Origin of the sequence: Phenylobacterium sp. (assembly GCF_046291545.1) — a bacterium.
Lineage (GTDB): Bacteria > Pseudomonadota > Alphaproteobacteria > Caulobacterales > Caulobacteraceae > Phenylobacterium.
In genome coordinates this window covers 1-23180 of sequence record NZ_JBKBSM010000016.1, presented here as the reverse complement: position 1 = coordinate 23180, position 23180 = coordinate 1, and the positions used below count along the sequence as shown (strand labels likewise).

At 71.3% G+C, this 23180-nt stretch carries 26 protein-coding genes and 1 tRNA gene; 15 read left to right on the top strand and 12 right to left on the bottom strand.

Annotated elements, in window-relative coordinates; all coding sequences use genetic code 11:
- The first annotated feature begins 130 nt into the window (after nucleotides 1–130).
- The gene (locus ACK4YQ_RS18510) at nucleotides 131–1204 is read left to right on the top strand and encodes a type III polyketide synthase (protein WP_409613456.1); all 1074 of its coding nucleotides are present in this window, start codon (nucleotides 131–133) and stop codon (nucleotides 1202–1204) included.
- 1 nt (nucleotide 1205) lies between these two features.
- Nucleotides 1206–1733: an isoprenylcysteine carboxyl methyltransferase family protein gene (locus tag ACK4YQ_RS18505; protein ID WP_409613455.1), complete on the top strand. Its 528-nt coding sequence runs from the start codon at nucleotides 1206–1208 to the stop codon at nucleotides 1731–1733.
- Here the strand turns inward: ACK4YQ_RS18505 and metZ are convergent.
- Complete coding sequence (gene metZ / locus ACK4YQ_RS18500) at nucleotides 1730–2911, bottom strand: O-succinylhomoserine sulfhydrylase (protein ID WP_409613453.1); 1182 nt, start codon at nucleotides 2909–2911, stop codon at nucleotides 1730–1732. The two genes, ACK4YQ_RS18505 and metZ, sit on opposite strands and share 4 nt — an antisense overlap.
- A 148-nt stretch (nucleotides 2912–3059) precedes the next feature.
- Between metZ and ACK4YQ_RS18495 the strand changes: the two genes are divergently transcribed.
- Nucleotides 3060–4082 (top strand): 2'-deoxycytidine 5'-triphosphate deaminase, encoded by a 1023-nt coding sequence (locus tag ACK4YQ_RS18495; protein WP_409613452.1) that lies wholly within the window; start codon nucleotides 3060–3062, stop codon nucleotides 4080–4082.
- A gap of 31 nt (nucleotides 4083–4113) precedes the next feature.
- Here ACK4YQ_RS18495 and ACK4YQ_RS18490 read toward each other — a convergent pair whose 3' ends face one another.
- On the bottom strand, nucleotides 4114–4716 hold the full coding sequence (locus tag ACK4YQ_RS18490; protein WP_409613450.1) for an HD domain-containing protein: 603 nt from the start codon (nucleotides 4714–4716) through the stop codon (nucleotides 4114–4116).
- A gap of 125 nt (nucleotides 4717–4841) precedes the next feature.
- Here ACK4YQ_RS18490 and ACK4YQ_RS18485 point away from each other — a divergent pair, with 125 nt between their 5' ends.
- Entirely contained in the window at nucleotides 4842–6218 is a 1377-nt protein-coding gene (locus ACK4YQ_RS18485) for an L-serine ammonia-lyase (protein WP_409613448.1), read from the top strand.
- Nucleotides 6219–6390: 172 nt separating this feature from the next.
- Here the strand turns inward: ACK4YQ_RS18485 and wrbA are convergent, their stop codons facing one another.
- Together wrbA and ACK4YQ_RS18475 are read right to left on the bottom strand one after the other, a co-directional pair.
- On the bottom strand, nucleotides 6391–6990 hold the full coding sequence (gene wrbA / locus ACK4YQ_RS18480; protein WP_409613446.1) for an NAD(P)H:quinone oxidoreductase: 600 nt from the start codon (nucleotides 6988–6990) through the stop codon (nucleotides 6391–6393).
- Nucleotides 6991–7048: 58 nt separating this feature from the next.
- Nucleotides 7049–7747 (bottom strand): pirin family protein, encoded by a 699-nt coding sequence (locus ACK4YQ_RS18475; protein ID WP_409613444.1) that lies wholly within the window; start codon nucleotides 7745–7747, stop codon nucleotides 7049–7051.
- 124 nt (nucleotides 7748–7871) lie between these two features.
- Here ACK4YQ_RS18475 and ACK4YQ_RS18470 point away from each other — a divergent pair, with 124 nt between their 5' ends.
- Together ACK4YQ_RS18470 and ACK4YQ_RS18465 are read left to right on the top strand one after the other, a co-directional pair.
- On the top strand, nucleotides 7872–8774 hold the full coding sequence (locus ACK4YQ_RS18470; protein WP_409613442.1) for a LysR substrate-binding domain-containing protein: 903 nt from the start codon (nucleotides 7872–7874) through the stop codon (nucleotides 8772–8774).
- Nucleotides 8775–8830: 56 nt separating this feature from the next.
- Nucleotides 8831–8905, top strand: a tRNA-Gly gene (locus ACK4YQ_RS18465).
- A gap of 25 nt (nucleotides 8906–8930) precedes the next feature.
- Here ACK4YQ_RS18465 and ACK4YQ_RS18460 read toward each other — a convergent pair.
- A complete protein-coding gene (locus ACK4YQ_RS18460) occupies nucleotides 8931–9659 on the bottom strand; it encodes a class I SAM-dependent methyltransferase (protein WP_409613440.1) in 729 nt (242 codons plus the stop codon).
- A gap of 60 nt (nucleotides 9660–9719) precedes the next feature.
- Complete coding sequence (locus ACK4YQ_RS18455; RefSeq protein WP_409613438.1) at nucleotides 9720–11258, bottom strand: acyl-CoA synthetase; 1539 nt, start codon at nucleotides 11256–11258, stop codon at nucleotides 9720–9722.
- A gap of 188 nt (nucleotides 11259–11446) precedes the next feature.
- Between ACK4YQ_RS18455 and ACK4YQ_RS18450 the strand changes: the two genes are divergently transcribed.
- A complete protein-coding gene (locus ACK4YQ_RS18450) occupies nucleotides 11447–12166 on the top strand; it encodes an SDR family NAD(P)-dependent oxidoreductase (protein ID WP_409613437.1) in 720 nt (239 codons plus the stop codon).
- A 91-nt stretch (nucleotides 12167–12257) separates the two neighbouring features.
- Entirely contained in the window at nucleotides 12258–12845 is a 588-nt protein-coding gene (locus ACK4YQ_RS18445) for an ATP-binding protein (RefSeq protein ID WP_409613436.1), read from the top strand.
- A 10-nt stretch (nucleotides 12846–12855) separates the two neighbouring features.
- Here ACK4YQ_RS18445 and ACK4YQ_RS18440 read toward each other — a convergent pair whose 3' ends face one another.
- Both ACK4YQ_RS18440 and ACK4YQ_RS18435 read right to left on the bottom strand, forming a co-directional pair.
- The gene (locus ACK4YQ_RS18440) at nucleotides 12856–13353 is read right to left on the bottom strand and encodes a pyridoxamine 5'-phosphate oxidase family protein (RefSeq protein ID WP_409613435.1); all 498 of its coding nucleotides are present in this window, start codon (nucleotides 13351–13353) and stop codon (nucleotides 12856–12858) included.
- 74 nt (nucleotides 13354–13427) lie between these two features.
- Nucleotides 13428–14393 (bottom strand): SH3 domain-containing protein, encoded by a 966-nt coding sequence (locus tag ACK4YQ_RS18435; protein ID WP_409613434.1) that lies wholly within the window; start codon nucleotides 14391–14393, stop codon nucleotides 13428–13430.
- Nucleotides 14394–14557: 164 nt separating this feature from the next.
- On the opposite strand from ACK4YQ_RS18435, the gene ACK4YQ_RS18430 reads away from it, so the two are divergent.
- From ACK4YQ_RS18430 to ACK4YQ_RS18410, 5 genes are all read left to right on the top strand, one after another.
- Nucleotides 14558–16258: an FAD-dependent oxidoreductase gene (locus ACK4YQ_RS18430; protein WP_409613432.1), complete on the top strand. Its 1701-nt coding sequence runs from the start codon at nucleotides 14558–14560 to the stop codon at nucleotides 16256–16258.
- Nucleotides 16258–16569 (top strand): UBP-type zinc finger domain-containing protein, encoded by a 312-nt coding sequence (locus ACK4YQ_RS18425; protein ID WP_409613431.1) that lies wholly within the window; start codon nucleotides 16258–16260, stop codon nucleotides 16567–16569. Before ACK4YQ_RS18430 ends, ACK4YQ_RS18425 begins: the two co-directional genes overlap by 1 nt.
- 56 nt (nucleotides 16570–16625) lie before the next feature.
- Nucleotides 16626–17552: an ABC transporter ATP-binding protein gene (locus tag ACK4YQ_RS18420; protein ID WP_409613429.1), complete on the top strand. Its 927-nt coding sequence runs from the start codon at nucleotides 16626–16628 to the stop codon at nucleotides 17550–17552.
- The gene (locus tag ACK4YQ_RS18415; RefSeq protein ID WP_409613427.1) at nucleotides 17549–18322 is read left to right on the top strand and encodes an ABC transporter permease; all 774 of its coding nucleotides are present in this window, start codon (nucleotides 17549–17551) and stop codon (nucleotides 18320–18322) included. The genes ACK4YQ_RS18420 and ACK4YQ_RS18415 overlap by 4 nt, the downstream gene beginning before the upstream one ends.
- An 81-nt stretch (nucleotides 18323–18403) precedes the next feature.
- Entirely contained in the window at nucleotides 18404–18781 is a 378-nt protein-coding gene (locus tag ACK4YQ_RS18410; RefSeq protein ID WP_409613425.1) for a group II truncated hemoglobin, read from the top strand.
- Between the two features lie 17 nt (nucleotides 18782–18798).
- Here the strand turns inward: ACK4YQ_RS18410 and ACK4YQ_RS18405 are convergent, their stop codons facing one another.
- Together ACK4YQ_RS18405 and ACK4YQ_RS18400 are read right to left on the bottom strand one after the other, a co-directional pair.
- Nucleotides 18799–18999, bottom strand: a complete 201-nt coding sequence (locus ACK4YQ_RS18405; protein ID WP_409613424.1) for a hypothetical protein — start codon at nucleotides 18997–18999, stop codon at nucleotides 18799–18801.
- A gap of 85 nt (nucleotides 19000–19084) precedes the next feature.
- Nucleotides 19085–19528: a PaaI family thioesterase gene (locus ACK4YQ_RS18400; RefSeq protein ID WP_409613422.1), complete on the bottom strand. Its 444-nt coding sequence runs from the start codon at nucleotides 19526–19528 to the stop codon at nucleotides 19085–19087.
- Between the two features lie 137 nt (nucleotides 19529–19665).
- Between ACK4YQ_RS18400 and ACK4YQ_RS18395 the strand changes: the two genes are divergently transcribed.
- Nucleotides 19666–20415, top strand: a complete 750-nt coding sequence (locus tag ACK4YQ_RS18395; protein ID WP_409613420.1) for a pentapeptide repeat-containing protein — start codon at nucleotides 19666–19668, stop codon at nucleotides 20413–20415.
- Between the two features lie 18 nt (nucleotides 20416–20433).
- Here the strand turns inward: ACK4YQ_RS18395 and ACK4YQ_RS18390 are convergent, their stop codons facing one another.
- Both ACK4YQ_RS18390 and ACK4YQ_RS18385 read right to left on the bottom strand, forming a co-directional pair.
- The gene (locus ACK4YQ_RS18390; RefSeq protein WP_409613418.1) at nucleotides 20434–20649 is read right to left on the bottom strand and encodes a hypothetical protein; all 216 of its coding nucleotides are present in this window, start codon (nucleotides 20647–20649) and stop codon (nucleotides 20434–20436) included.
- A 97-nt stretch (nucleotides 20650–20746) separates the two neighbouring features.
- Complete coding sequence (locus ACK4YQ_RS18385) at nucleotides 20747–22858, bottom strand: ATP-binding protein (protein WP_409613416.1); 2112 nt, start codon at nucleotides 22856–22858, stop codon at nucleotides 20747–20749.
- A gap of 141 nt (nucleotides 22859–22999) precedes the next feature.
- Between ACK4YQ_RS18385 and ACK4YQ_RS18380 the strand changes: the two genes are divergently transcribed.
- Nucleotides 23000–23180, top strand: a 181-nt coding sequence (locus ACK4YQ_RS18380; RefSeq protein WP_409613414.1) for a hypothetical protein, incomplete at its 3' end; no start/stop codon positions are given.

Sequence of the window (23180 nt, the reverse complement as noted above, 5' to 3'; positions counted from 1 at the left end):
TGTCGCCGATGCTTTTGGTTTAACCCAGACCCTGCCCCCCGGCGACCCGGCGGCGCGGCCTTCGGGTCGGAACAGAAGTGCGGCCGGAGTGTTGGGTCCAGGGGCGGGGCCATCGCCGAAGGTATTTCGAATGGACGCCCTTGCTCCGGTCGCGCGTCTCACGGCGCTCAGGACCGCGGTCCCCGAGCACGATCTGTTGCAGGACGAGGTCGCCGCGCGCGCTTCCGAGATCTTCGCCGAGGCGGACGGCGGCTTCCTGCGGTTGGCGCCGGTCTATCGCCACGCGGCGATCGAGCGCCGTCACTCCGCCGTGCCCATCGACTGGTTCTCCGCGGCGCACGGCTTTGGCGAACGCAACGCCGCCTTTCTCGAACACGCCGTTGCGCTGCTGGAGGCCGCGGCGCGGCGCGCGCTCGACGAGGCCGCGCTCCAGCCTGGCGACATCGACACCCTGGTCACGGTCTGCTCGTCCGGCATCGCCACCCCCGCCCTGGACGCCCGAGTCATGCAGAGAGTGGGGTTTCGGCCCGACGTCCAGCGCGTGCCCATCTTCGGCCTCGGCTGCGCGGGCGGAGTCCTGGGCCTGTCGCGGGCGGCGGCCATGGCGCAGGCGGCGCCTCGCTCGCGGGTCCTGCTCCTCGTCGTGGAACTCTGCAGTCTCACCTTCCGCCGGCAGGACCGGTCCAAGAGCAACATCGTAGCGACCGCCCTGTTCGGCGACGGAGCCGCGGCGGCGGTCGTCACCTGCCGCGACGACGACGAGGGCGGGCGCGCCGCGCCGCGCCTGGGCCCCTGGGGCGAACACACCTGGCCCGACAGTCTGGACGTCATGGGCTGGGAAGTCGCGAACGACGGGCTGAAGGTCGTGTTCTCCCGCGACATCCCCACGCTCATCCGGGAGGACCTGCGCCCGGTGATCGACCGGTTCCTGCAGGCCAACGGTCTCGCCCTGAGCGACGTGGACGACTTCGTCTGTCATCCGGGCGGGGCCAAGGTGCTCGACGCGCTCGAGGACTGCTTCGAGCTGCAGCGGGGAGACCTCGCCTCGGCGCGGCGCACGCTTCGCGACCATGGCAACATGTCGGCCGTGACGGTCCTGTTCGTGTTGCGCGCCGCCCTCGACGACAACGCCCGCGGCCGCCAGTTGATGACCTCCCTGGGGCCGGGCTTCACCGCCGGCATGTTGTTGTTGGATGTCGCCTGAGATGCCGGCGGACTGGGCCCTGGCGTGGCGCAGTCCGATCGTCTGGGTCCTGGCCCTTGTCGTGGTCCAGCGGCTTGGCGAACTCGTCCTCGCCCGGCGCAACACAAGGCGCCTGCTCGCCCGCGGGGCGCGCGAGGTGGGCGCGGCGCACTATCCCCTGTTCATCTTGCTGCACGGAAGCTGGCTGGTCGCCATCGCCGCGGCCACGCCCCTTGCGCGAGAGCCGTCGTGGGCGCTGCTGGCGGTCTATGCGGCGCTTCAGGCGCTCCGCGTCTGGGTGATCGCCGCTCTCGGCCCGTACTGGACCACGCGCATCATCTCCCTCGACGGCGCGCCGCTCGTGCGCCGAGGACCCTACCGGTGGGTGCGTCACCCCAACTACTGGATCGTGACGGCCGAGATCGCCGTCCTGCCGCTCGCCTTCGGCGACTGGCTTGTGGCGCTGGTCTGGTCGGTGCTGAACGCCCTGTTGCTGCGCCACAGGATCGGCGTCGAGTCGAGGGCGCTGGCGGCGCGCCAGGCCTCCTAGGCCGCGTCCAGCGCGCGGCTGACGTCCCGCGTCAGGTCCCCGGCGCCTTCCAGGCCGACGCTCATCCGCACCCAGCCTTCGGTGAGGCCGATCTCCAGCCGTTCGGCCTCGGGTATCGAGCGGTGGGTGGTGGTGCACGGGTGCGTCGCCATCGACTTGGCGTCGCCCAGGTTGTTGGAGATGTCGACGATCTCCAGGGCGTCCAGGAACCGCCAGGCCGCCTCGCGGGAGCCCAGGTCGAAGGCCACCACGTTGCCGCCGCCGCTCATCTGGTTGGCGATGATCGCCGCCTGGGGGTGGTCGGGCCGGCCGCAGTAGACGGTCTGCTTGACCTTGGAATGGGCGGCGATCACGTCGGCGACCTTGGCTGCGTTCTCGCTCTGCCGGCGCACCCGCAGCTCCAGGGTCTCCAGCCCCTTCAGCAGGATCCAGGCGTTGAACGGCGAGATCGACGGGCCCGTGTGGCGCAGGATGTCCTTGTAGGCCTGGCCCATCAGCTCCGCCCCGCCCAGGATCGCCCCGCCCAGCACCCGGCCCTGGCCGTCGATGTGCTTGGTGGCCGAATAGACGACGATGTCGGCGCCCAGCGCGAGGGGCTTCTGGAAGACCGGCGTGGCGAAGACGTTGTCCACCACCAGCTTGGCCCCGGCCGCATGGGCGATCTCAGCCACGGCGCCGATGGCGGTGACCTCCAGGAGCGGGTTGGCCGGGCTCTCCACCAGGAAGACCTTGGTGTTGGGCCGCACCGCGTTTTTCCAGGCCTCCAGGTCGACGGCGTCCACATAGGTGGTCTCGACCCCGAAGCGCGGCAGCCATTCGGAGATGATCCAGCGGCACGAGCCGAACAGCGCCCGTCCGGCCACCATGTGGTCGCCGGCGCGCAACAGGCCGGTCAGCGCCAGGTGGATCGCGGCCATGCCCGAGGCGGTGGCCCGGCAGGTTTCCGCCCCCTCCAGCAGCGCCAGCCGGTCCTCGAACATCTGCGTCGTGGGATTGCCGAAGCGCTGGTAGATGAACCCCGGCCCGCCGCCGAACCGCTCGTCGGCCGCCTGGGCGCTCTCGTAGGCGAAGCTCTGCGTCAGGAAGAGCGCCTCGGAGATCTCGCCATAGCCGCTGCGCACCATGCCGCCGCGCACCAGCTTGGTCTCGACTTCCCAATCCTGCGGGTTCTCGGCCATGGCCATCTCCTTGCCGTGCGGGCGGTGAGGGGGGCATGAACCGCGCCCGTCGCCGGTGGTCAAGCCAGGAAAGGTGCGGCGGCCCGCCAGTTTCCTTGCAAGACTCGCCCTTGCCAGACTCGGGGCTGGAGGCGAGTGTCCGCCGACCATGACCGAGCCGCTTTCGGCGGGCATCCTGCCCTGCCAGTCCATCGACGCCCTCATCGAACAGCGCGCGATCACGTCGGCCACGCCGTTCGACGCCGACCAGGTTCAGCCCGCCAGCCTCGACCTGCGGCTCGGCGCCAGGGTCTGGCGCGTGCGCGCCTCCTTCCTGCCGCGGCACGGGGTCAAGGTCGCCGACCGTATCGCCGACGTGGCCATGCACGAGCTCGATCTCACCCGCGGCGCGGTGCTGGAACGCGGCTGCGTCTATATCGCCGAACTGCAGGAGCGCCTGGCCCTGCCCCGGGGCGTGTCGGCGCGCGCCAACCCCAAGAGTTCGACCGGCCGCGTCGATGTCTTCGTGCGCCTGCTCAGCGACGACCAGCCGGCCTTCGACGACGTGGTCGAGGGCTACTGCGGCCCCCTCTACATGGAGATCGCGCCCCAGACCTTCTCGATCCTGGCGCGCACGGGCACGCGGCTGAACCAGCTTCGTCTCAAGGCCGGCGAGCCGCCGAAGCTCTCCACCCGCAGCGTCGGGGTCGACCTGTCGGTGGCCGTGGCCGGGTTCCGCGCCCGCCGCCACGCCGGCGTGATCGACATGGACCACATCGACGGCCATGACCCCCGGGACTTCTGGGAGCCCCTGTCCCCGCGTCACGGCGAACTGCTGCTGGATCCGGGCGAGTTCTACATCCTGGCCTCAAAGGACCCCATCGAGATCCCGGTGATGGAGGCCGCCGAGATGACGCCGATCGACCCCTCGGTCGGCGAGTTCCGCGTCCACTACGCCGGCTTCTTCGACCCCGGCTTCGGCACCGCCGAGGCCAAGGCCGTCGGCTCCAAGGCCGTGCTCGAGGTGCGCAGCCACGAGACCCCTTTCCTGCTGGAGGACGGCCAGACCGTCGCGCGCCTGGTCTACGAGCCGCTGACCGAGCGGCCGGTCCGCCTCTACGGCGAGGGCGGAAGCCACTACCAGCGCCAGGGTCTGAAGCTCTCCAAGCACTTCCGCATCTGGGGGAACTGAGGCCGCGCGCGCCTTCGCCGCGGCCGCCGTCCTATTCCGCCGCCGCCGCTTCCGGCCGCTTGTAGATCGAGCGCTTCGGCCGCTCCAGCACCCGCCGGACCATCGGCTCGAACGCCTCCAGCGGCATCGACTCGTAGTTCGGGTCGAAGCTGTTCTGGTCGTAGAGGTGGCAGAACTGGGCGGTGTACTCGAACCAGGGATGGCCGCGGTGCTGCTCGCGCATGTCGCGGTCCAGGCCCAGGTGGTGGAAGAAGTAGTAGCCCTGGAAGATCCCGTGCTTGTCCATCATCCACCAGTTCTGCTCGGACACGTACGGCTTCATGATCATCGCGCCGAGTTCGGCGTGGTTGGCCGGCGCCAGGAGGTCGCCCACGTCGTGCATCAGGGCGCAGACCACGTACTCCTCGTCGCGGCCGTCCTTGTAGGCGCGGGTGGCGGTCTGCAGGGAATGCTCCAGCCGGTCGACCGGATAGCCGCCGAAGTCGCCCTTCAGCGCCTTCAGGTGCGCGATCAGCCGGTCGGGAAACTCGCGGTTGAACGGCCCGGCCGCGCGCATGATCGCGCCCCAGTCCTCGGCCGTGCCTTCCGTCATGGCGGTGAACTTCGCCTGGGTCAGGACCTCGCCGTCGGCCATCGCAACCTCCCGTGTGACTAGTTTTCAGGCCATGGTGGGGTCCGTCCGCTCCGGCGTCAACGCAGGCCTTACGGCCGCCGCGGCCCACAGCTAGAGATCGCCGCCTTTCACCAGGGACCGCCTAAGTGACCGTCAGCGTCTTCGATCTCTTCAAACTGGGCGTCGGCCCCTCCAGCTCCCACACCATGGGGCCGATGACCGCAGGCGGTCGCTTCCTGGCGGCGCTGGACGCCGCCGGCCGGCTGGGCGAGGTCGGGCGGGTGGAGACGCGCCTCTACGGCTCCCTGGCCCTCACCGGCGTGGGGCACGCCACCGACCGTGCGGTGATCCTGGGCCTGGCCGGCTTCTCCCCGGCCACCATCGACCCCGACGCGGCGGACGCCGGCCTGGCCGAGATCCGGGCCGCAGGGCGCCTGGCCCTCGGCCGCGGCGGGCCGCTGATCGGCTTCGAGGAGGCGCGCGACATCGTCTGGAAGAAGCGCGAGCGCCTGCCGCAGCACCCGAACGCCCTCAGCTTCCACGCCTTCGACGGGGCCGGCGGCGAGATCCTGTCGCGGGCCTATTTCTCCGTCGGCGGCGGCTTCGTGCAGGACGAGGACGAATTCGGCGCACCGCTGGCCCCGGCCCGCGCCGCCCAGCCCTATCCCTTCGCCTCCGCCGCCGAGCTCCTGGCCCTGGCCGAGCGGGAGGGGCTGACCATCGCCGGCCTGATGCGGGCCAACGAGCTGGCGCTGCGCCCGCCTGCGGAGCTCGACGCGGGGCTCGACGCCATCGCCGCGGCCATGGAGGCCTGCATCGACCGCGGCGTTCGCCAGGAGGGCTGCCTGCCGGGCGGGCTGCAGGTCCGCCGCCGGGCCCGCCAGGTGCTGAACGAGCTGACCACCCGCATGGAGCGCAACGTCGCCGATCCGCTGGCCGCCCTCGACTGGGTCAACCTCTGGGCTCTGGCGGTCAACGAGGAGAACGCCGCCGGCGGCCGGGTCGTCACCGCCCCCACCAACGGCGCGGCCGGTCTGCTGCCGGCCGTGCTGCGCTACTACACCCGCTTCCATCGCGGCCATGCTGACGACGTGCGCACCTTCCTGCTGACGGCGGCGGCCATCGGCGCGCTCTACAAGCTGAACGCCTCGATCTCGGGCGCCGAGGTCGGCTGCCAGGGCGAGGTGGGGGTCGCCTGCTCCATGGCCGCGGCCGGGCTCGCCGCGGCGCTCGGCGGGACCAATCCCCAGATCGAGAACGCCGCCGAGATCGCCATGGAGCACAACCTGGGCCTCACCTGCGACCCGATCGGCGGGCTGGTCCAGATCCCGTGCATCGAGCGCAACGCCATGGGCGCGGTCAAGGCGATCGACGCCGCGCGCCTGGCCCTCCTGGGCGACGGCCAGCATTCGGTCAGCCTCGACAAGGTGATCGCCACCATGAAGCGCACCGGCGAGGACATGAGCGAGATCTACAAGGAGACCTCCCTGGGCGGCCTCGCCGTCAACGTCGTGGAGTGCTGAGGCGCGCGCTCGCGGACCGTGCGCCGCGCCGGTGAAGCTTGGGCTTGTCCGGTCCGGGCGGCCGGCGGGAGGACCTGCGTCCTCCGCCAGCCGCCGCGGCCTCGACGCGAGGCGGTGTGCCGGCCTCGCGGGCCCGCGCCTGGGAGAAGGGCGCGGGCGTGCGGTCAGGGCTTCAGCCCCAGAGCTTCTTGGCGGTCTCGGCGATCTTGCGGCCCTGGTAGCGGGCGCCGGCCAGTTCGTTCTCGCTGGGCTGGCGCGAGCCGTCGCCGCCGGCGATGGTCGAGGCGCCGTAGGGGCTGCCGCCGGTGATCTCGTCCAGGGTCATTTGGCCGCCGTGGCCATAGTCCATCCCCACGATCACCATGCCGAAGTGCAGCAGGTTGGTGATCACCGAGAACAGGGTCGTCTCCTGGCCGCCGTGCTGGGTGGCGGTCGAGGTGAAGGCCCCGCCCACCTTGCCGTGCAGCGCGCCCTTGGCCCACAGGCCGCCGGCCTGGTCGAGGAAGTTGGCCATCTGCGAGGCCATGCGGCCGAAGCGCGTGCCGACGCCGACGATGATCGCGTCGTAGTCGGCCAGTTCGGCGATGGTGGCCACCGGCGCCTCCTGGTCGAGCTTGTAGTGGGAGGCCTTGGCCACCTCCTCGGGGACCAGTTCGGGCACGCGCTTGATGTCCACCTGGGCGCCGGCCTCGCGGGCGCCCTCGGCCACGGCCTTGGCCATGGTCTCGATGTGGCCGTAGGTCGAATGGTAGAGGACGAGAACCTTGGGCATCTGAAGTCTCCTTGTCGGATCTAGCGTTTCGGGGAGGGAAGGGTTCGCCGCCGGCCGGTCAGGCGGCGTCGACCAGGACGAGTTCGGCGTCTTCCAGGGCGGTGACGGTCAGCTCGGCCTCGCCGGTGATCGCCGCCCCGTCGCGGGCGTGGAGCCGCACGCCGTTCACCTCGACCGAGCCGACGGCCGGCACCAGGTAGCCGTGGCGGTTCGCGCCCAGCGGATAGGTCGCGGTCTCGCCGGCCTTCAGCGTCGCGCCCAGGACCCGCGCTTCGGTGCGGATCGGCAGCGCCTCGTCGTCGCCGTCGAAGCCGCTGGCCAGGGCCACGAAGCGGCCGGACCGGTCGCCCTTGGGGAAGGGCTTGGCGCCCCAGCTGGGCGCGCCGCCCAGCCTGGTCGGCTCGATCCAGATCTGGAAGATGCGGGTGGTCTCGGGCTCCAGGTTGTACTCGGCGTGGCGGATGCCCGAGCCCGCGCTCATCACCTGTACGTCGCCGGCTTCGGTGCGGCCCTTGTTGCCCAGGCTGTCCTGGTGGGTGATCGCGCCCTGGCGGACATAGGTGATGATCTCCATGTCGGCGTGCGGGTGCGGCGGAAAGCCGGAGTTCGGCGCGATCTCGTCGTCGTTCCACACGCGCAGGGCGCCCCAGCCCATCTTGTCCGGGTCGTAGTAGCCGGCGAACGAGAAGTGGTGGCGGGCCTTCAGCCAGCCGTGGTCCGCGCCGCCCAGGGCCGAAAACGGTCTCTTGTCGATCATGGTCCTCTCCTTTGCGCCGTCGCCGGCGCTGTTCGGGTGAAGCGGCCGCGCCGCTTGTGTGAGGCCAAGATAGGGGTCAGGATCGGATCATAAATAGAAACAACTGAAACTCATCGTTTCCAATATGGCGCGACTTCCCGATCTCGAAGCCCTGGCGATCTTCGCCCGCGTGGTGGAGCTGCGGGGCTTTTCCGCCGCCGCCGCCGACCTCGCCCTGTCCAAGGCCACGGTCTCCAAGGCGGTCACCCGGCTGGAGGCGCGGCTGGGCGCGCGCCTGTTCAACCGCACCTCGCGCCGCCTCGCCCTCACCGACGCCGGCGCGCGCCTGGCCGAGCGCGCCCGCCGCATCCTGGCCGAAGGCGAGGCGGCCGAGGACGAGGCCCTGTCCCAGTCCCTGGCCCCGCGCGGGCTCGTGCGCCTGGCCGCGCCGATGAGCTTCGGCCTGGCCGAAGTCGCGCCGATCCTGCCCGACTTCCTGGCCGCCTATCCCGAGGTCTCGGTCGACCTGCATCTCAGCGACGAGGTGATCGACATCGTCGGCATGGGCTTCGACATGGTGCTGCGCATCGCCGCCCTGCCGGACTCCTCTCTGGTGGCCCGGCGCCTGCGCCCGGTGGTGCGCCATCTGGTGGCCGCGCCGGCCTATCTGGCGGCCCGCGGCCGGCCGACCCATTCGGCGCACCTGTCCGAGCACGCCTGCCTCGGCTACGCCTACCTGCCCTCGCCGGAGACCTGGCGCTTCCTCAATCCAGCCGGGGAGGAGGTCTCGGTCCGTCCCGCCGGCCCCTTGCGCGCCAACAACGCCGACGCCCTCACTCCGGCGCTGCTGGCCGGCCTCGGACTGGCCGTCCAGCCGGACTTCGCCGTCGGCCGGCTGATCGCCGAGGGACGGCTGGAGGCGGTGATGACCGGCTGGTCCGCGCCCCCTGTGGCCCTGCATCTCGTCCAGCCCCCCGGCGGGCCGCGCCCGGCCCGCGTGGAGGCCCTGGCCGACTTCCTCGCCCGCGCCCTCTCACGCCGGGCTTGAGGACGCCTGTGCAAGCCGCTAAGGAACCGGCCAGCGCCAGCCGCCGGCCGGCCTGCGCGGGTGTAGTTCAGAGGTAGAACGTCAGCTTCCCAAGCTGAATGTCAGGGGTTCGATTCCCCTCACCCGCTCCAGTCTTCCCAGCAAGGCCGCCGCGGTTCAGCGGATCACCAGGCCCTGGCCGGTGGGCAGCTCGAGCACGCTGTAGCCGCGGGCCGCGAACCACTTGGTCTCGGCCTCGAACTGGTCCCGATAGAAGCCCCAGCCATAGTCGTCGAGCACTAGCACCGCCCCTGGGACCAGCCGGTCGAACAGCACTTCCAGCGCGCCGACCTCGGCTTCGGCGCTGTTCATGTCGATGTGCAGGAAGGCGATCTGTTCGGGCGCATTGCCCAGGCTCTCCGGCGCCCGGCCTTTGGTGATCACCACGTTGGGCTTGTCGGCGAAGCGGCGGCGCACGAAGGGCTCCAGGTCCGGCCCCAGGGCCGGCAGGTGGCGCTCTGCGGTCTCGAAGGTGTCATAGAGGAAGAACGGCCGCTCGATCTGGCCGGCGTCGATCAGGATCCTGGCCGTGGTCCCCCGGTAGACGCCGCATTCGACGAAGGCGCCCTCGCGCCTCAGGGCCTGGCGCACCCCCCACATCAGGACCGCGGTGCGCCACAGGATGGCCTTCTCGTGCGGCTCCTCGGCGTGCCGCTCCCAGGCCCCCATCAGCGCCTCGTCGGCGAGGAAGCCGAGGTTGCGGCCCATCGTGATCAGGTTGTCGGCGGCGAACACGCCGTCGCGGGAGGGCAGGGACCGCAGCATCTGGCGCGCGCCGGCCATGAAGCCCTCGGTCGCCGACGGGTCGACGATGAAATGGCCCCCGTCGAAATAGGTCCTCGTCATGCGGCGAGTTCTACACGAGCCGCCCGGCGACGGAACCCTCGCCGTAGCGCCGAGCCGCCCCTAGATCTTGCGGTCCTGCCAGTAGGCGTCGCGCAGCACGCGCTTGTAGAGCTTGCCGGTGGGCAGGCGGGGCATCTCCTCGATGAAGTCGATGGAGCGCGGAGCCATGTAGTGGGCCAGGCGCTGGCGGGCGTAGGCCATCAGCTCGGCGGCCAGCTCGTCGGTGGGCGCATGTCCGGGAGCCGGCTCGATCACCGCCTTCACCGCCTCGCCCATCTCCGGGTCCGGCACGCCGAACACCGCCACGTCGGCGACCTTGGGATGGGTCACCAGGGCGTCCTCGATCGCCTGCGGATAGATGTTAACCCCGCCCGAGATGATCATGAAGGCCTTGCGGTCGGTCAGGTAGAGATAGCCCTCTTCGTCCAGGTAGCCCACGTCGCCCAGGGCGTTCCAGTTGGGGTGCCTGGGGTGGCGCGCCGCCGCCGTCTTGGCCGGGTCGTTGTGGTACTCGAAGGTCGGCGCCTCGCGCTCGAAATAGATGAGGCCCGTCTCGCCGGTCGGCAGCTCCTCGCCCTGCTCGTCGCAGACGTGCAGCACCCCCAGCGCCGCGCGGCCGACCGAGCCGGGGTGCTTCAGCCAGTCCTCGCTGGTGATGAAGGTCGAGCCCGACCCCTCGGTGCCGGCGTAGTATTCGTAGAGGATCGGCCCCCACCACTCGATCATCGCCCGCTTGACTTCAACCGGGCACGGAGCGGCCGCGTGGATCGCCACCCTGTGGCTCGACAGGCGATGGCGCCGGCGGGCCGCCTCCGGCAGCTTCAGCATCCGCACGAACATGGTGGGCACCCACTGGCTGTGGGTCACCCCGTAGCGCTCGATCAGCTCCAGCGCCTGCTCGGCGTCGAAGCGCTCCATCATCACCACGGTTCCGCCGAACGACTGCACGCTCAGCACATAGGCCAGCGGCGCGGCGTGGTAGAGCGGGGCGGGCGACAGGTAGACGCTGTCCCGCGTCAGGCCGTAGCGGTTGACCAGTTGGCGCTGGGCGAAGCCTTCGGCCGGCGTCTGCTCGGGCAGGGGACGCAGGATCCCCTTGGGCCGGCCGGTGGTGCCGGAGCTGTAGAGCATGGAATCGCCCATCCACTCCTGCGCCAGGGGCTCGGGCGACGCGCTGGCCAGGGCGTCCTCATAGGAATCCCAGCCCTCGATGGCGCCGCCGACCATCAGCCGGATCGGGCAGTCGGGGATCAGGTCGGCGAGACCCGCGGCGGTGTCGCGCTTGGCGAAGGAGGTGATCAGCGCCTTGGCCCCGCAGTCGCCGACGATGTAGGCGGCCTCGTCCGGAGGCAGGTAGCGGTTGATCGTGGTCACGTAGAGGCCCGAGCGGAACGCGGCCCAGACCGGGTCCATGAAGCGCAGGTTGTTCTCCATCAGGACGGCGATGTGGTCGCCCCGGCGCAGCCCCTGGGCGTAGAGGAACCGGGCCATGCGGTTCGAGCGCTCGTCGAGCTCGGCGAAGGTGACGACCGCTCCGGTGTCGGCGCTGATCAGGGCGGGCTTGTCGGGAGTCTCCCGGGCGTGGTCGGCCAGATACATGCTCAGGCCCGTCCGCGCTTCATCGGCGCCGCATGGTGCGTCGTCATCGCCATCCTCCCGCATCTGCGGCCGTCTCCGCCGGGGCGGGCGCCGCTTGTCGCAACGATAGCCCAAGCACCGCCGCCGTACAGGCTGACGCAGCGTGAACGCCCCTGGCGCGCGCCGCGGACTCGGCTCAACGACGGAGCATGACCACGCACGCGCCCCACGTCCTCGTCACCGGCTCCACCCGCGGCATCGGCGCCGCAATCGTCCAGGCGCTGCACGCGCGGGGGGCGAGGATCGTCGGCCACGGCCGCGCCGACGGCCCGGGGGGGGTCGGCGCCGACCTTTCCGTCCCCGGCGAGGCCGACGCGCTGTGGGTCCGCGCCCTGGAGCGGCTGGACGGGCGCATCGACGTGCTGGTCAACAACGCAGGCGTGTTCGAAGCCGTGGCCGTGGACGCCCCGGACGAGGCCTGGCGGGACGGCTGGGACCGGACGATGCAGATCAACCTGCAGGCCGCCGCCGACCTCAGCCGCCGCGCGGTGCTGCACTGGCGCGGGCGGGGCGCGCCGGGGCGGCTGGTCAATGTGGCGAGCCGGGCGGCCTACCGCGGGGATTCCCCGGCGCACTGGCACTACGCCGCCTCCAAGGCCGGAATGGTCGGCATGACCAAGTCCATCGCCCGCGGCTATGCGGCCGAGCAGATCCTGGCCTTCGCCATCTGTCCCGGGTTCGTGATGACCGGCATGGCCGAGGATTACCTGGCCAGCCGCGGCGGCGAGCGGCTGCTGGCCGACATTCCCCTCGGCCGCGTCGCCGAGCCGGCGGAGGTGGCGGCGGCGGCGGCCTTCCTCGCCCTGGACGCCCCGGCCTCGATGACCGGGGCGGTGCTCGACATCAACGGCGCCAGCTACGTGCGCTGATCTCCCGCAGCCCAAAGCCGGCGAATCGCTGCTATCTAGCGCCTGTCCGGTGAAACCCTGTCCGACCGGACGCAACGCCCAAGCGGCCGTCATGACGAAGCCCGAGGCCCCCGGCGTGTCCGAGACGCGCCACCGCATGGCCAACCACCAGCAGTTGCTCGCCGCCCTCGCGCGGCTGCGCAGCCAGCGGTCCAGCGATCCCGAGACGGCGCGCCAGCTCCTGTGGATGGCCGAGGCGATCAGCCTCATCGGCGTGCTCGAGCGCCGGCGCATCGGCGACGACGGGGTGGACCTCGCCGCCTGGCTGGTGGAGATGGCCCCCATCTGGCGGCGCCGGCACGGCCCAAATGCGCCGGAGATCCTGGTCGAAGCCGAGCCGATCCTCGCGCCGGACAGCGCCGCCTCGACCCTGGCCCTGATCGTCCAGGAACTGGTGCTCAACGCCCTGTCCCATGGCCGTCCGTTCGGCGGGGGCGGGCAGGTGGTCGTGGGCCTGCGGCGCGAGGCCGATCACTGCGTGCTGAGCGTGGTCGACGACGGCTCCGGCTTCCTCGGCGACGCCCCGCACGAGCGGTTCGGCCTTTGGCTGGTGCGCAGCCTCTCCAGCCAGGTGCGGGGACGCTTCTCCCTGTCCAACGGCCCAGGCGGGGTCACCGCACGGCTGGAGTTCCCGCTCTAGGGGCGCAGGACTACTGGAAGCGCAGGTGCGCCCGTTCGCCGAGGTCGGGCATCTCGCGCCGGGCGTTGGCCTTGGCGATCTCCCAGGCGAAGCGGACGGGCCCGGCCTCCCTGAGCCACACCTCCGCGTCCGCGACGCGCATGCGCAGCATCGTCAGGTGCGGGTCGTCCTTGCCCTCGGGGTACCAGGCCGACACCACCGCGTTCCAGTACTTGTCCATCCGCGCATCGTCATGGCGCACGACGAGGTCGCCGGTGAGGCAGGCCTGAATGTCCTTGGTCTGGAAGACGAAGAGGGCCGGCGACCCGTCCTCGATGCGGCGCACCAGGTCGGTGTCGTTGCGGCTGAAGAACCACAGCTCGCCCTGGTCCGGTTCGGCGAAGGCGGTCATCGGCTGGATGTGGCGGGGGGCCTGGTCGGCCACCCCCAGCATGCCGATCTGGTGGCTCTGGAGGTCGTTCCACAGGCGCCGCTCAACGGTGGCGCGATCGAGGGGCTTGCTGCTCATGTCCGGCTCCGGGGTTGAAGGATGTATCCGTCCTTCAACCCCTGACCGGGGCGGCCGTTCCCCGTTGCGTCCGATCAGCCGCGCGGCGTGATGAACGCCGAGGAGACCCAGCCGCGGTTGCCGTTCTCGTCGTCCACTTCCCACCAGATGCCGTTCTTCTGGCCGGTGGGATAGACGAGGTCGCCAGGCGCGAAGGTGCGCACCTGCGGGGCGCTGGTCGAGGGCGTCTTGCGCAGGATCAGGTTCTGGGTGGCGGTGTAGGCCTGGATGCCGGCGTTGGCCGAGGCCTCGGCGCCGGTCGCCACCTGGCCGGCCTGCATGTAGTTCACCAGGTCGACGAAGGCGTTGAAGTAGGCCGCTGTGATCACCTTGCCGATGTCGGTGTCGGCGTAGCCGCCGCCGGCCGCCGCGCCGAAGCCGGTGGTGCCGAAGCCGCCGGCGCCGCCGCCGAAGCTGAGATCGGTCTTTTGGGCCACGCCCTCGGCCACATAGACCTGCTCGGTCGTGCGCGCGTCCACCAGGGTGATCAGCGTGTGGGCCTGCGCCTTCTTGGTGCGCAGGCCGCCGGCCAGGGCGCCGAAGCCGCCGGGCAGCACCGAACCGGCGATGGCCCCGAGGGCCGCCCCGCCGGTGTTGGAGTCGGAGTTGGCGATGTCTGGGATGATGAAGTAGTCGGCGGCGGCCACCTGGCCCTTGCCGACGTTGGAGCCGCGGCGCAGGTCGCCGGACGCGCCGAGGGCCGCCTCCTGGCTGCGCATGGCCAGGCCCGCGTTGCGGTCGACGATCCGCAGGCAGCCCGAGCGGGCGGCGAACAGCTTCAGGAGCGCCTCAGGGTTGGACAGGCCCAGTTCCGTCCACCAGCGGTTCTCCGGCTCCTGCACGGCGGCCGTGCCAAGCGGCCGGGCGCAACGCGGAAGCTCCGGCGTCGCCGCGTTCTTCGGCTGCTTCTTGTCCATCCCGAACTGGGCGCTCGCCGGCGTGGCGGTGATCAAGGTGGCGGCGAGGCCCATGGCCATGGCCGCGACGGAAAAGGCACGCATTTCAAACCCCCAGGCGTCATCTTTCGGTCGGCGCAAACTAGTCTTAGCCGTCAATGCGATCAATCGGCGCAGCTCTTGATCGCTGGAAAGAAATCGGCGCCGCCGGCGCACTGTCGCGTGGATTTCACGACGCGGCATGGTCCATCTGCGCTAGGTTGAGCGCCATGCCGTCCACAATCCTCGACACCCGCAGGGACCAGATGTTTCCCGTGCTCTCCGGGGACGAGCTGTCTCGGGTCCGCCGCTTCGGGGCGGTGCGGACCTATGCGGCGGGCGAGGCCCTGTTCCGCACCGGGCAGGGCGGGCACGGCATGTTCGTGATCCTGTCGGGCCGCGTGGCCGTCTCCCGGCGCGACGCGGACGGCCACGACGCTCCGATCGCCGAGGAGGGGCCGGGCCAGTTCCTGGCGGAGGTGGCCCAGCTCTCCGGCCAGCCGACCCTGGTCGACGGCCGCGCGGTCACCGAGGTCGAGGCGGTGGTGATCCCGCCCGAGCGGCTGCGCGCGCTGCTGGTGGCCGAGGCGGAGATGGGCGAGCGGATCATGCGCGCCCTGATCCTGCGGCGGGTCAGCCTGATCGAGGCGGGCGCGGGGCCGATCATCGTGGGCGAGGCCGATGATTCGGACGTGGTGCGCCTGCAGGGCTTCCTGGCGCGCAACGGCCATCCGCACTTCGGCCTGGACCCGCGGCGCGACGAGGCCGCCCGGGCGCTGCTCCAGCGCTTTGCGGTCAGCCGGGACGAACTGCCCATTGTCCTGTGTCCCGGCGGCGAGATCCTGCGCAATCCGTCCGAGGTCGAGCTCGCCCGGTGCATCGGCCTGGTCCAGCGGGTCGATCCCGACAAGCTCTACGACGTGGCCATCGTCGGCGCCGGCCCGGCCGGCCTGGCGGCCGCGGTCTACGCGGCCTCCGAGGGGCTGTCGGCCCTGGTGCTCGACACCCGCGCCTTCGGGGGCCAGGCCGGCGCCTCGGCGCGCATCGAGAACTACCTCGGCTTTCCCACCGGCATCAGCGGCATGGCGCTGATGGGCCGCGCCTACAACCAGGCGCGTAAGTTCGGCGCGGACATCGCCATTCCCGACAGCGTCGAGCGGCTGGACTGCAAGGGCGAGGACGGCGCCTTCCGCCTGGAGCTGAGCTGCGCCGAGTCCGCCCGGGCCCGTTCGGTGGTGATCGCCTCGGGCGCCCGCTACCGGCGCCTGGACGTGGACAATCTGGCGCTGTTCGAAGGCGGCGGCGTCCACTACTGGGCCACGCCCCTGGAGCTTGCGCTCTGCGCCGGCCAGGAGGTGGCGCTGGTCGGCGGCGGCAATTCCGCCGGCCAGGCGGTGGTCTACCTGGCCTCCCAGGTCGCCAAGGTCTGGCTCATCCTGCGCTCGGCGGACCTGGCCGCCGGCATGTCGCAATACCTGGTCGATCGCATCCGCAGCCTGCCCAACGTCGAGGTCGTCACCGAGAGCGAGGTGGTCGAGCTGGAAGGCTGCGACGACTGCCTCGCCGCCGTGCGCTGGCGCCACCGGCGCACCGGCCAGGAGACCCGCCGCGAGCTGAAGCGCCTGTTCCTGTTCATCGGCGCCGAGCCGAACACCGCCTGGCTGGCCGGCTGCGACATCGAGATCGACGAAAAGGGCTTCGTGCGCGCCGGGGCCGAGGTCGGCGCCGGCCGCCGGCCGCTGGAGACCAGCCGCCGCGGCGTCTTCGCCATCGGCGACGTGCGCGCCGGATCGGTGAAGCGGGTGGCCGCCGCGGTGGGCGAGGGCGCCCAGGTGGTCGCCGCCATTCACGCCTACCTGGCCGACGGCGGCGCGCCCGTCGCCGCGCCGCGGGCGCCCGCCGTCGCCGAACCTGAACCCACGAGGGTCTGATGAGCTGCACTCACCTCGGCTCCGTCCGCCAGGTCACGCCCAGCGCCAAGGGCTGCGAAGAATGTCTCAGGACCGGCTCGCGCTGGGTCCACCTGCGCCTGTGCCGGACCTGCGGCCACGTCGGCTGCTGCGACGATTCCCCCAACCGGCACGCCACGGCCCACTTCCGCGCCACCGGCCATCCGATCGTCGAGGGTTATGATCCGCCGGAGGGCTGGGGCTGGTGCTTCGTGGACGACGTCATGCTCGATCTGTCCGACGACATGACCCCGCAACTGGGCCCGATCCCTCATTACGACGGGCGGCCCTAGCCCAAGCGGCGCCGCATCCCCATCTTGCGGCTTCCACAAGCCGGACCGGGGGAGCCGTGCAGTCGATCATATCAGTCAGCGGCCTCGGCAAGACCTACGCCGGCGGCTTTACGGCGTTGAAGAACGTCGACCTGGAGATCCGCGAGGGCGAGATCTTCGCCCTCCTGGGGCCGAACGGCGCGGGCAAGACCACGCTGATCAGCATCCTCTGCGGCATCGTCAATCCGACCAGCGGCGCAGCCCGGGCCGGCGGCCACGACGTCGTCCGCGACTTCCGCGCCGCGCGCGAGCTGATCGGCCTGGTGCCGCAGGAGCTGTCGACAGACGCCTTCGAGAGCGTCTGGGCCACCGTCTCCTTCAGCCGCGGCCTGTTCGGCAAGCCGCCGAACCCGGCCTATCTGGAGAAGCTGCTGCGCGACCTGTCCCTCTGGGACAAGAAGGACGAGCGGATCATGGCGCTCTCGGGCGGCATGAAGCGGCGGGTGCTGATCGCCAAGGCCCTCAGCCACGAGCCGCGCATCCTGTTCCTCGACGAGCCCACCGCCGGCGTCGACGTCGAGCTGCGCCGCGACATGTGGGAGATGGTCCGCCGCCTGCGCGAGACCGGCGTCACCATCATCCTGACCACCCACTACATCGAGGAGGCCGAGGAGATGGCCGACCGCATCGGCGTCATCTCCCGCGGCGAGATCATCCTGGTCGAGGACAAGCACGTCCTGATGCGCAAGCTGGGCAAGCGCCAGCTCACCCTGCACCTGCAGAGCCCGCTGCAGGCCATTCCCCAGGGCCTGTCCGACTTCTCCCTGGAACTGGCCGAGGGTGGCGAAGCCCTGGTCTACACCTTCGACGCCCAGGCCGAGACCACCGGCATCGGCGAGCTCCTGCGCCGGCTCACCGCCGCCGGCGTCGACTTCAAGGACCTGCAGACGCGCGAGAGCTCGCTGGAGGAGATCTTCGTCAGCCTGGTGAGGTCGCGGGCATGAGCCTTCCCGTCAACGTCCACGCCGTCCGGGCGATCTACCGCTTCGAGATGGCCCGCACCTGGCGCACCCTGGTGCAGTCGATCGCCTCGCCGGTGATCTCCACCTCGCTCTACTTCGTGGTGTTCGGCGCGGCCATCGGCTCGCGCATCGCCGAGGTGGACGGGGTCAGCTACGGCGCCTTCATCGTGCCTGGCCTCATCATGCTGTCGGTGCTGACCGAAAGCATCTCCAACGCCTCGTTCGGCATCTACATGCCCAGGTTCTCCGGCACGATCTACGAGGTGCTCTCCGCGCCGATCTCGGCCCTGGAGATCATCATCGGCTATGTCGGCGCCGCCGCCTCCAAGTCGATCATCCTGGGTCTGGTCATCCTGGCGACCGCGCGCATCTTCGTGCCTTTCGAGATCGCCCATCCGCTGGTGATGGCGGCGTTCTTGGTGCTGACCTCGCTCACCTTCAGCCTGTTCGGCTTCATCCTGGGGCTCTGGGCCGACGGCTGGGAGAAGCTGCAGATCGTGCCGATGATGGTGGTCACCCCGCTCGCCTTCCTGGGCGGCAGCTTCTACTCCATCAGCATGTTGCCGCCCTTCTGGCAGAAGGTCGCCCTGTTCAATCCGGTAGTCTATCTGATCAGCGGGTTCCGCTGGAGCTTCTACGGCACGTCCGACGTGGCGGTGGGCCTCAGCCTGCTGGCCACCTTCGGCTTTATGGCCCTGTGCCTGGTCGCGATCTGGCGGATCTTCCAGACCGGCTGGCGTCTCAAGTCCTGAGCGGGCCGCATTGATCTGGAACAAGGCGCGGCGGGGCGGCGTCCGCCAGCTTCGCCGCCCCGATCCAGCCGCGAGCCCGCCATGAGCGCCCCGCCCTATGAGCTGATCGGCGGCGCGCCCGCCGTGCGGCGCGTCGTCGAGCGCTTCTACGACCTGATGGAGAGCGACCCGGCCTACGCCGAGCTGCGGGCCATGCACGCGCCGGACCTGGCGCCCATGCGCGCTTCCCTCGCCGGATTCCTGAACGGCTGGCTCGGCGGCCCCCGCGACTGGTTCGCCGACCATCCCGGCGTCTGCATGATGAGCCTGCACGCGCGCTTCGGGATCACGGCCGCCACCGCCCGCCAATGGCGCGAGGCGATGGCGCGCGCGCTCGCCGACTCCGAGGTCGACCGGAATCTGGCGGCGCAGATCAACGCCGCCTTCGCGCGGATGAGCGAGAACATGCGCCGGGACTAGGCGGCCGGCGGCCCGGTTCAGGCGCGGCGGCGGTCGGCGTCCTGCTCGGCCTGGCTGACGGCGCGGGGGGCGAAGGCCTCGGCCAGCTTGCCTACGGCGCCGGCCACGGTTCCCGTCGCCAGCACGCCCAGCATCACCAGGCTCGGGGCAGAACGGGCGAGCCGGCTGAGCACCGGGCGCCGGCGCCAGCCCAGGGTCGAGGTGCGAAGGCGGGCCATGTCCTGGCTCCTGTCCGCGACGGCCGGTCGGGCCGTTCTGCGTGCCTTTTCGCAGATCTGGGTTACGAGGAGGTTCCCGCCGCCGCTATTCGGCCGAGGCCCGGGCCCGGGCCTCCACCTGGGCGCGGGGCATCAGGCGGGCCGTGGAGCTGGCGCGCGCCAGCACCTCGCCGGCGGCGTTCAGCAGGCGCCCCTCGAGGAAGGCCGTGGAGCGGCCGGCCCGCTCGATCCAGCCCTCGGCGATCACCCGGCCGGGCCGGGCGGGGGCGAAGAAGCTCACCTTCAGCTCCAGGGACATCGGAGTCACCTCCATGCCCGCCTGGCTCATCGCCGCGTGCGCCATGGCCGCGTCGATCCAGCCGCAGATGAAGCCGCCCTGCACCACGCCGCCGGAATGGCACATGTGCATCCCGGCCTCGTATTCGATCACCGCCCGCCCGTTCGCCATCTCCACCACCCGCACCTGGCCGAGGGTCTGGTGCAGGCCCTGGTCGGCGGACTGGGTGGCGGGCGTGTCGGTCTGGGTCATGGCTGTCTCCGAAAGGGCGGGCGACACCATCCCCGGCCCGGCGCGCGGGCGCAACGGTGACGCGACGTCACTGGCCTGCGGCTTGCCTTCCGCCCCGCAAGGGCCTGTTCTGCGGCGCTCAACGCGAAGGACCCAGCATGGCCGATGTCCCTGAGCCGAGCGCCGGTGCGAGCCTCGTCGGCGCCGATCTGTCCGCGGTCGATTGGGCCGAGCGCGACCTGTCCGACCTGTCGCTGGAGGACTGCACCCTCGCCGACGGCCAGCTGACCGCCACCCTGCTGTCGGGCGCGCGGTTCAAGGGGTGCCGTTTCGTGCGCTGCCGCTTCGCCCACGTGGACCTGCGGGAGGCCGTGTTCGAGGACTGCGTCCTGACCGATCCGGAGGAGCACGCCGGCGACGCCTTCGCCTTCTGCCGCATGGACGAGGCGCGGTTCCTCCGCTGCGACCTGTCCTTCGCCGATTTCGACCGCTCGAGCCTCTACGGCGTGGAGATGGCCCAGACCAACCTGCTGGGCGCCCGCTTCCACCGGACCGATTTCAGCCGCGCCTTCGGCCGAAACGTGGTGCGCACGGCGGCGGTGTTCCGCGACTGCAACCTGGCGCTTGCGGACCTGTCGGAGGCGCGCCTGTCAGGCTGCGACTTCGCCGGCTCGTCCCTGCGCGAAGCCGATCTCAGCGAGGCGGACCTGGAAGGGGCGGACCTGAAGCGCTGCGACCTGTACCAGGCCCTCACCGTGGGGGCGAAGCTGGCCTACGCCGACCTGCGCGGCGCGGCGATCGACGGCATGGCGCTGACTGCGCTCGCTTCGCACCAGGGGCTGAAGATCACCGCCGCCCAGCAGCACCTGTTGCTGGGCGCCCTGGGCGTCGATGTCCGTCCGGACTAGCGCCTGGCCGCGCGAAGCTCAGTCGCGTTCGGCTTTCTGAGACGCGGTCTTTTCCGGCCACACCCGCACGGCGACCGCGACGGTGATCGAGCCGAGCACGGCGACGACCGCGCCGGCCCACTGGGTCATGTTCATGCCCGCCTGGGCGTAGTGGCCCGCGGTCGCGCCGCAGACGAACACCAGGGCGGCGGACGCCCACTCGGCGGCCTCCTGGCTCATCATCGATTTCTTCATGGAAGCCCTCCCATTCAACCACGAAGGGTGCTGGGGCAACACTTAACCAATCCTTGAGTCGCTGGAAGCTGCGACAAGCCGCCGCCCGCCGGGTGCTTCAGATGGCCGCAGCCACGCTGGCCGCCGTGCGCGCCAGGCCCGCCTCCAGGGCGGCGAACAGCTTGGCAGCCTCGATCGGCTTGGACAGGTGCAGGTCCGCGCCGGCGGCCAGGCTCAGCTCCTGATGCTCGCGCATGGCGTTGGCGGTCAGCATCACCACCAGCGCCGGCTCGGCCCGAGTGCGCCGTTCGTAGGTGCGCAGCCGGCGCACGGCGTTCAGCCCGTCCATCACCGGCATCTGCATGTCCATCAGAACCACGTCGAAGCGGTCGGCCTCGAAGGCCTCGCAGGCCTCAAGCCCGTTCTCGACGCTGACCAGGTCGAGGTCCAGGTCCGACAGCAGCACCTCGACCACCGTGCGGTTGGTGGGATGGTCGTCGGCCAGCAGCACGCGCAGGCGCCGTTCGGCGACCTCCTCCGGTTCCGCCTGGGCGGCCGCCGCGGGCGGGGCGGGCGCGGCGGTGGGATGCGGCGCCGGGGCGGCCGGCTCCAGCCGGTCCGGCGCCAGGGCCGAGGGCCGCGGCGGCGGGGCGGGCGCGGCCTCCACATGGGGCAGGGGCAGGTCGACGGTGAAGATGGAGCCCGCTCCCGGCCGGCTGTCGCAATCCAGGGTCCCGCCCATCAGCTCGGCGAGCTGGCGCGAGATGGAAAGGCCGAGCCCGGTGCCGCCGTAGCGGCGGGTGACCGAGCCGTCGGCCTGCTGGAAGCGGCCGAAGATCCTGGCCTTGTCGGCCGGATCGAAGCCGACGCCGGTGTCCTCCACCTCGATGCGCCAGGTCTCGGCGCCGCGGCCGGCCAGCACCCGCAGGACGACGCGGCCCGCCTCGGTGAACTTCACGGCGTTGGAGGCCAGGTTGGTGACCACCTGCTTGACCCGCACCACGTCGCCCATGACCAGCCGTTCGGCGGCCGGCGCGATCTCGACGCAGAGGTCTACGCCCTTCTCCTCGGCCCGGGGCCGGCTGAGGGCGGCCACCGCGCGGACCGCCTCGCCCAGGTGGAAGGGCTCGCGCTCGATCGTCACCGCCCCGGTCTCGATCTTGGACAGGTCCAGCACGTCGGACAGGAGCCGCTCCAGGGTCTGGCCCGAGCTGCGGATGATGCGCACCAGCTCGGCCTGCCGCTCGGTCAGGTCGGTCCGCTCCAGGGCTCCGGCCACGGCGACGACCCCGTTCAGCGGCGTGCGGATCTCGTGGCTCATGTTGGCCAGGAACTCGCTCTGGGCCCGGTTGCTGGCCAGCAGGTCCAGCGCCGCCCGGCGGGCGCGCGCCACCATCAGCACGCCGACGGCGCCGAAGGCGAGGATCACCAGCGCCACCGGGGCGATGGCGGCCTTCAGCAGCTCCAGTCCGGGGCGGCGGGGGCTCCACACCAGGGTCAGGTTGGGGCCGCCCCGCAGCGTGTGGAACGTCGCGGCCGCCTTGCCGTCGCGATGGGCCGGGGGGCGGTCGATGGCCACCGACAGGCCGGTCAACTGGAAGCGCTCGCGCATGGGCGCCAGGATCGCGGTCTCCAGGGGCGCGGCGGTCAGGACGATCGGCGCCCGCGGCCCGCGCGGGGCGGCCGTGCCGAAGTCGGTCTGCACAAGCGAGGCGGTCACCAGCCGCGGGCGGCCGTTCACCACCAGCAGGCCGCTGGCCTGGATCGGGCGCGAAAGCAGCCGCCGCGGCTCGCCCTCGGCCGGCGCGGACACCGGGCCGCGGCGACGCTCGGCGTCGCGCACGTCCGCCACCAGGCCCTCGGCGCCGCGGTAGTCGTCGAACAGGGCCAGCGGCGCGTCGTCGCCCTGGCGGCTGGCGTAGATCGGCCGGTCGGCGCCGTCGATCACGAAGATCGCCTCGAACTCGCCGGCCTGGCCCAGAAAGGCGGAAAGGTTGTCGCGCGCCCAGTCGCGGTCGAACCGGTTGTCCAGGTGCAGCACCGCCTCGTCCCAGTTGGTCTGGGGGAAGATGGTGCGCTCCACCTCGCGGATGCGGCTGATCACCCCGTTCTGGACGAGGTTTTCCTCCCGCATGCGTGCGCCGATGTCGACTTCCCGCGCCCAGAGCGCCAGGCTCAGCACGAACACGAGCATCGCCCCCACGGCGACGGCCGCCAGGGGGGCGGGCAACTTGTATCCAAGGCCGCGCTGGCGCGCGGACCCCCCGACAGCTCCCATCGTCATGCGTCTGAAGGTCGCATCTTTGGGTTAAGGAGCTGTTTGACCGCACGCGGAAAGCGCAGCCTCCGGGGCCGGAGACCGCGCTTTCCTGTGGATCGAATCGGGGACTACGGGGTGGGGGCCGTCTCGGCTCCCGGAACCACCGAATCCGCCGGCGTCATGGGCGCGGTCTGCGCCGCGGCGTCGGGCGTGGCCACGGCGGGCGGCGCGACCGGGGCCGGCGGGGCCGCCGGGGTCGAGGCCGCGGGGGCCGGGAACGTCAGCGGCGCCG

What these genes read in the sequence shown, in the direction of transcription:
- wrbA (WP_409613446.1), bottom strand. Translation starts at nt 6,990, where the DNA reads ATGCCCAAGGTTCTCGTCCTCTACCATTCGACCTACGGCCACATCGAG.
- ACK4YQ_RS18435 (WP_409613434.1), bottom strand. Translation starts at nt 14,393, where the DNA reads ATGCGTGCCTTTTCCGTCGCGGCCATGGCCATGGGCCTCGCCGCCACC.
- ACK4YQ_RS18400 (WP_409613422.1), bottom strand. Translation starts at nt 19,528, where the DNA reads ATGACCCAGACCGACACGCCCGCCACCCAGTCCGCCGACCAGGGCCTG.
- ACK4YQ_RS18450 (WP_409613437.1), top strand. Translation starts at nt 11,447, where the DNA reads ATGACCACGCACGCGCCCCACGTCCTCGTCACCGGCTCCACCCGCGGC.
- ACK4YQ_RS18510 (WP_409613456.1), top strand. Translation starts at nt 131, where the DNA reads ATGGACGCCCTTGCTCCGGTCGCGCGTCTCACGGCGCTCAGGACCGCG.
- ACK4YQ_RS18405 (WP_409613424.1), bottom strand. Translation starts at nt 18,999, where the DNA reads ATGGCCCGCCTTCGCACCTCGACCCTGGGCTGGCGCCGGCGCCCGGTG.
- ACK4YQ_RS18395 (WP_409613420.1), top strand. Translation starts at nt 19,666, where the DNA reads ATGGCCGATGTCCCTGAGCCGAGCGCCGGTGCGAGCCTCGTCGGCGCC.
- ACK4YQ_RS18390 (WP_409613418.1), bottom strand. Translation starts at nt 20,649, where the DNA reads ATGAAGAAATCGATGATGAGCCAGGAGGCCGCCGAGTGGGCGTCCGCC.
- ACK4YQ_RS18440 (WP_409613435.1), bottom strand. Translation starts at nt 13,353, where the DNA reads ATGAGCAGCAAGCCCCTCGATCGCGCCACCGTTGAGCGGCGCCTGTGG.
- ACK4YQ_RS18505 (WP_409613455.1), top strand. Translation starts at nt 1,206, where the DNA reads ATGCCGGCGGACTGGGCCCTGGCGTGGCGCAGTCCGATCGTCTGGGTC.
- ACK4YQ_RS18470 (WP_409613442.1), top strand. Translation starts at nt 7,872, where the DNA reads ATGGCGCGACTTCCCGATCTCGAAGCCCTGGCGATCTTCGCCCGCGTG.
- metZ (WP_409613453.1), bottom strand. Translation starts at nt 2,911, where the DNA reads ATGGCCGAGAACCCGCAGGATTGGGAAGTCGAGACCAAGCTGGTGCGC.
- ACK4YQ_RS18425 (WP_409613431.1), top strand. Translation starts at nt 16,258, where the DNA reads ATGAGCTGCACTCACCTCGGCTCCGTCCGCCAGGTCACGCCCAGCGCC.
- ACK4YQ_RS18455 (WP_409613438.1), bottom strand. Translation starts at nt 11,258, where the DNA reads ATGTATCTGGCCGACCACGCCCGGGAGACTCCCGACAAGCCCGCCCTG.
- ACK4YQ_RS18430 (WP_409613432.1), top strand. Translation starts at nt 14,558, where the DNA reads ATGCCGTCCACAATCCTCGACACCCGCAGGGACCAGATGTTTCCCGTG.
- ACK4YQ_RS18415 (WP_409613427.1), top strand. Translation starts at nt 17,549, where the DNA reads ATGAGCCTTCCCGTCAACGTCCACGCCGTCCGGGCGATCTACCGCTTC.
- ACK4YQ_RS18490 (WP_409613450.1), bottom strand. Translation starts at nt 4,716, where the DNA reads ATGGCCGACGGCGAGGTCCTGACCCAGGCGAAGTTCACCGCCATGACG.
- ACK4YQ_RS18495 (WP_409613452.1), top strand. Translation starts at nt 3,060, where the DNA reads ATGACCGAGCCGCTTTCGGCGGGCATCCTGCCCTGCCAGTCCATCGAC.
- ACK4YQ_RS18410 (WP_409613425.1), top strand. Translation starts at nt 18,404, where the DNA reads ATGAGCGCCCCGCCCTATGAGCTGATCGGCGGCGCGCCCGCCGTGCGG.
- ACK4YQ_RS18460 (WP_409613440.1), bottom strand. Translation starts at nt 9,659, where the DNA reads ATGACGAGGACCTATTTCGACGGGGGCCATTTCATCGTCGACCCGTCG.
- ACK4YQ_RS18475 (WP_409613444.1), bottom strand. Translation starts at nt 7,747, where the DNA reads ATGATCGACAAGAGACCGTTTTCGGCCCTGGGCGGCGCGGACCACGGC.
- ACK4YQ_RS18445 (WP_409613436.1), top strand. Translation starts at nt 12,258, where the DNA reads ATGACGAAGCCCGAGGCCCCCGGCGTGTCCGAGACGCGCCACCGCATG.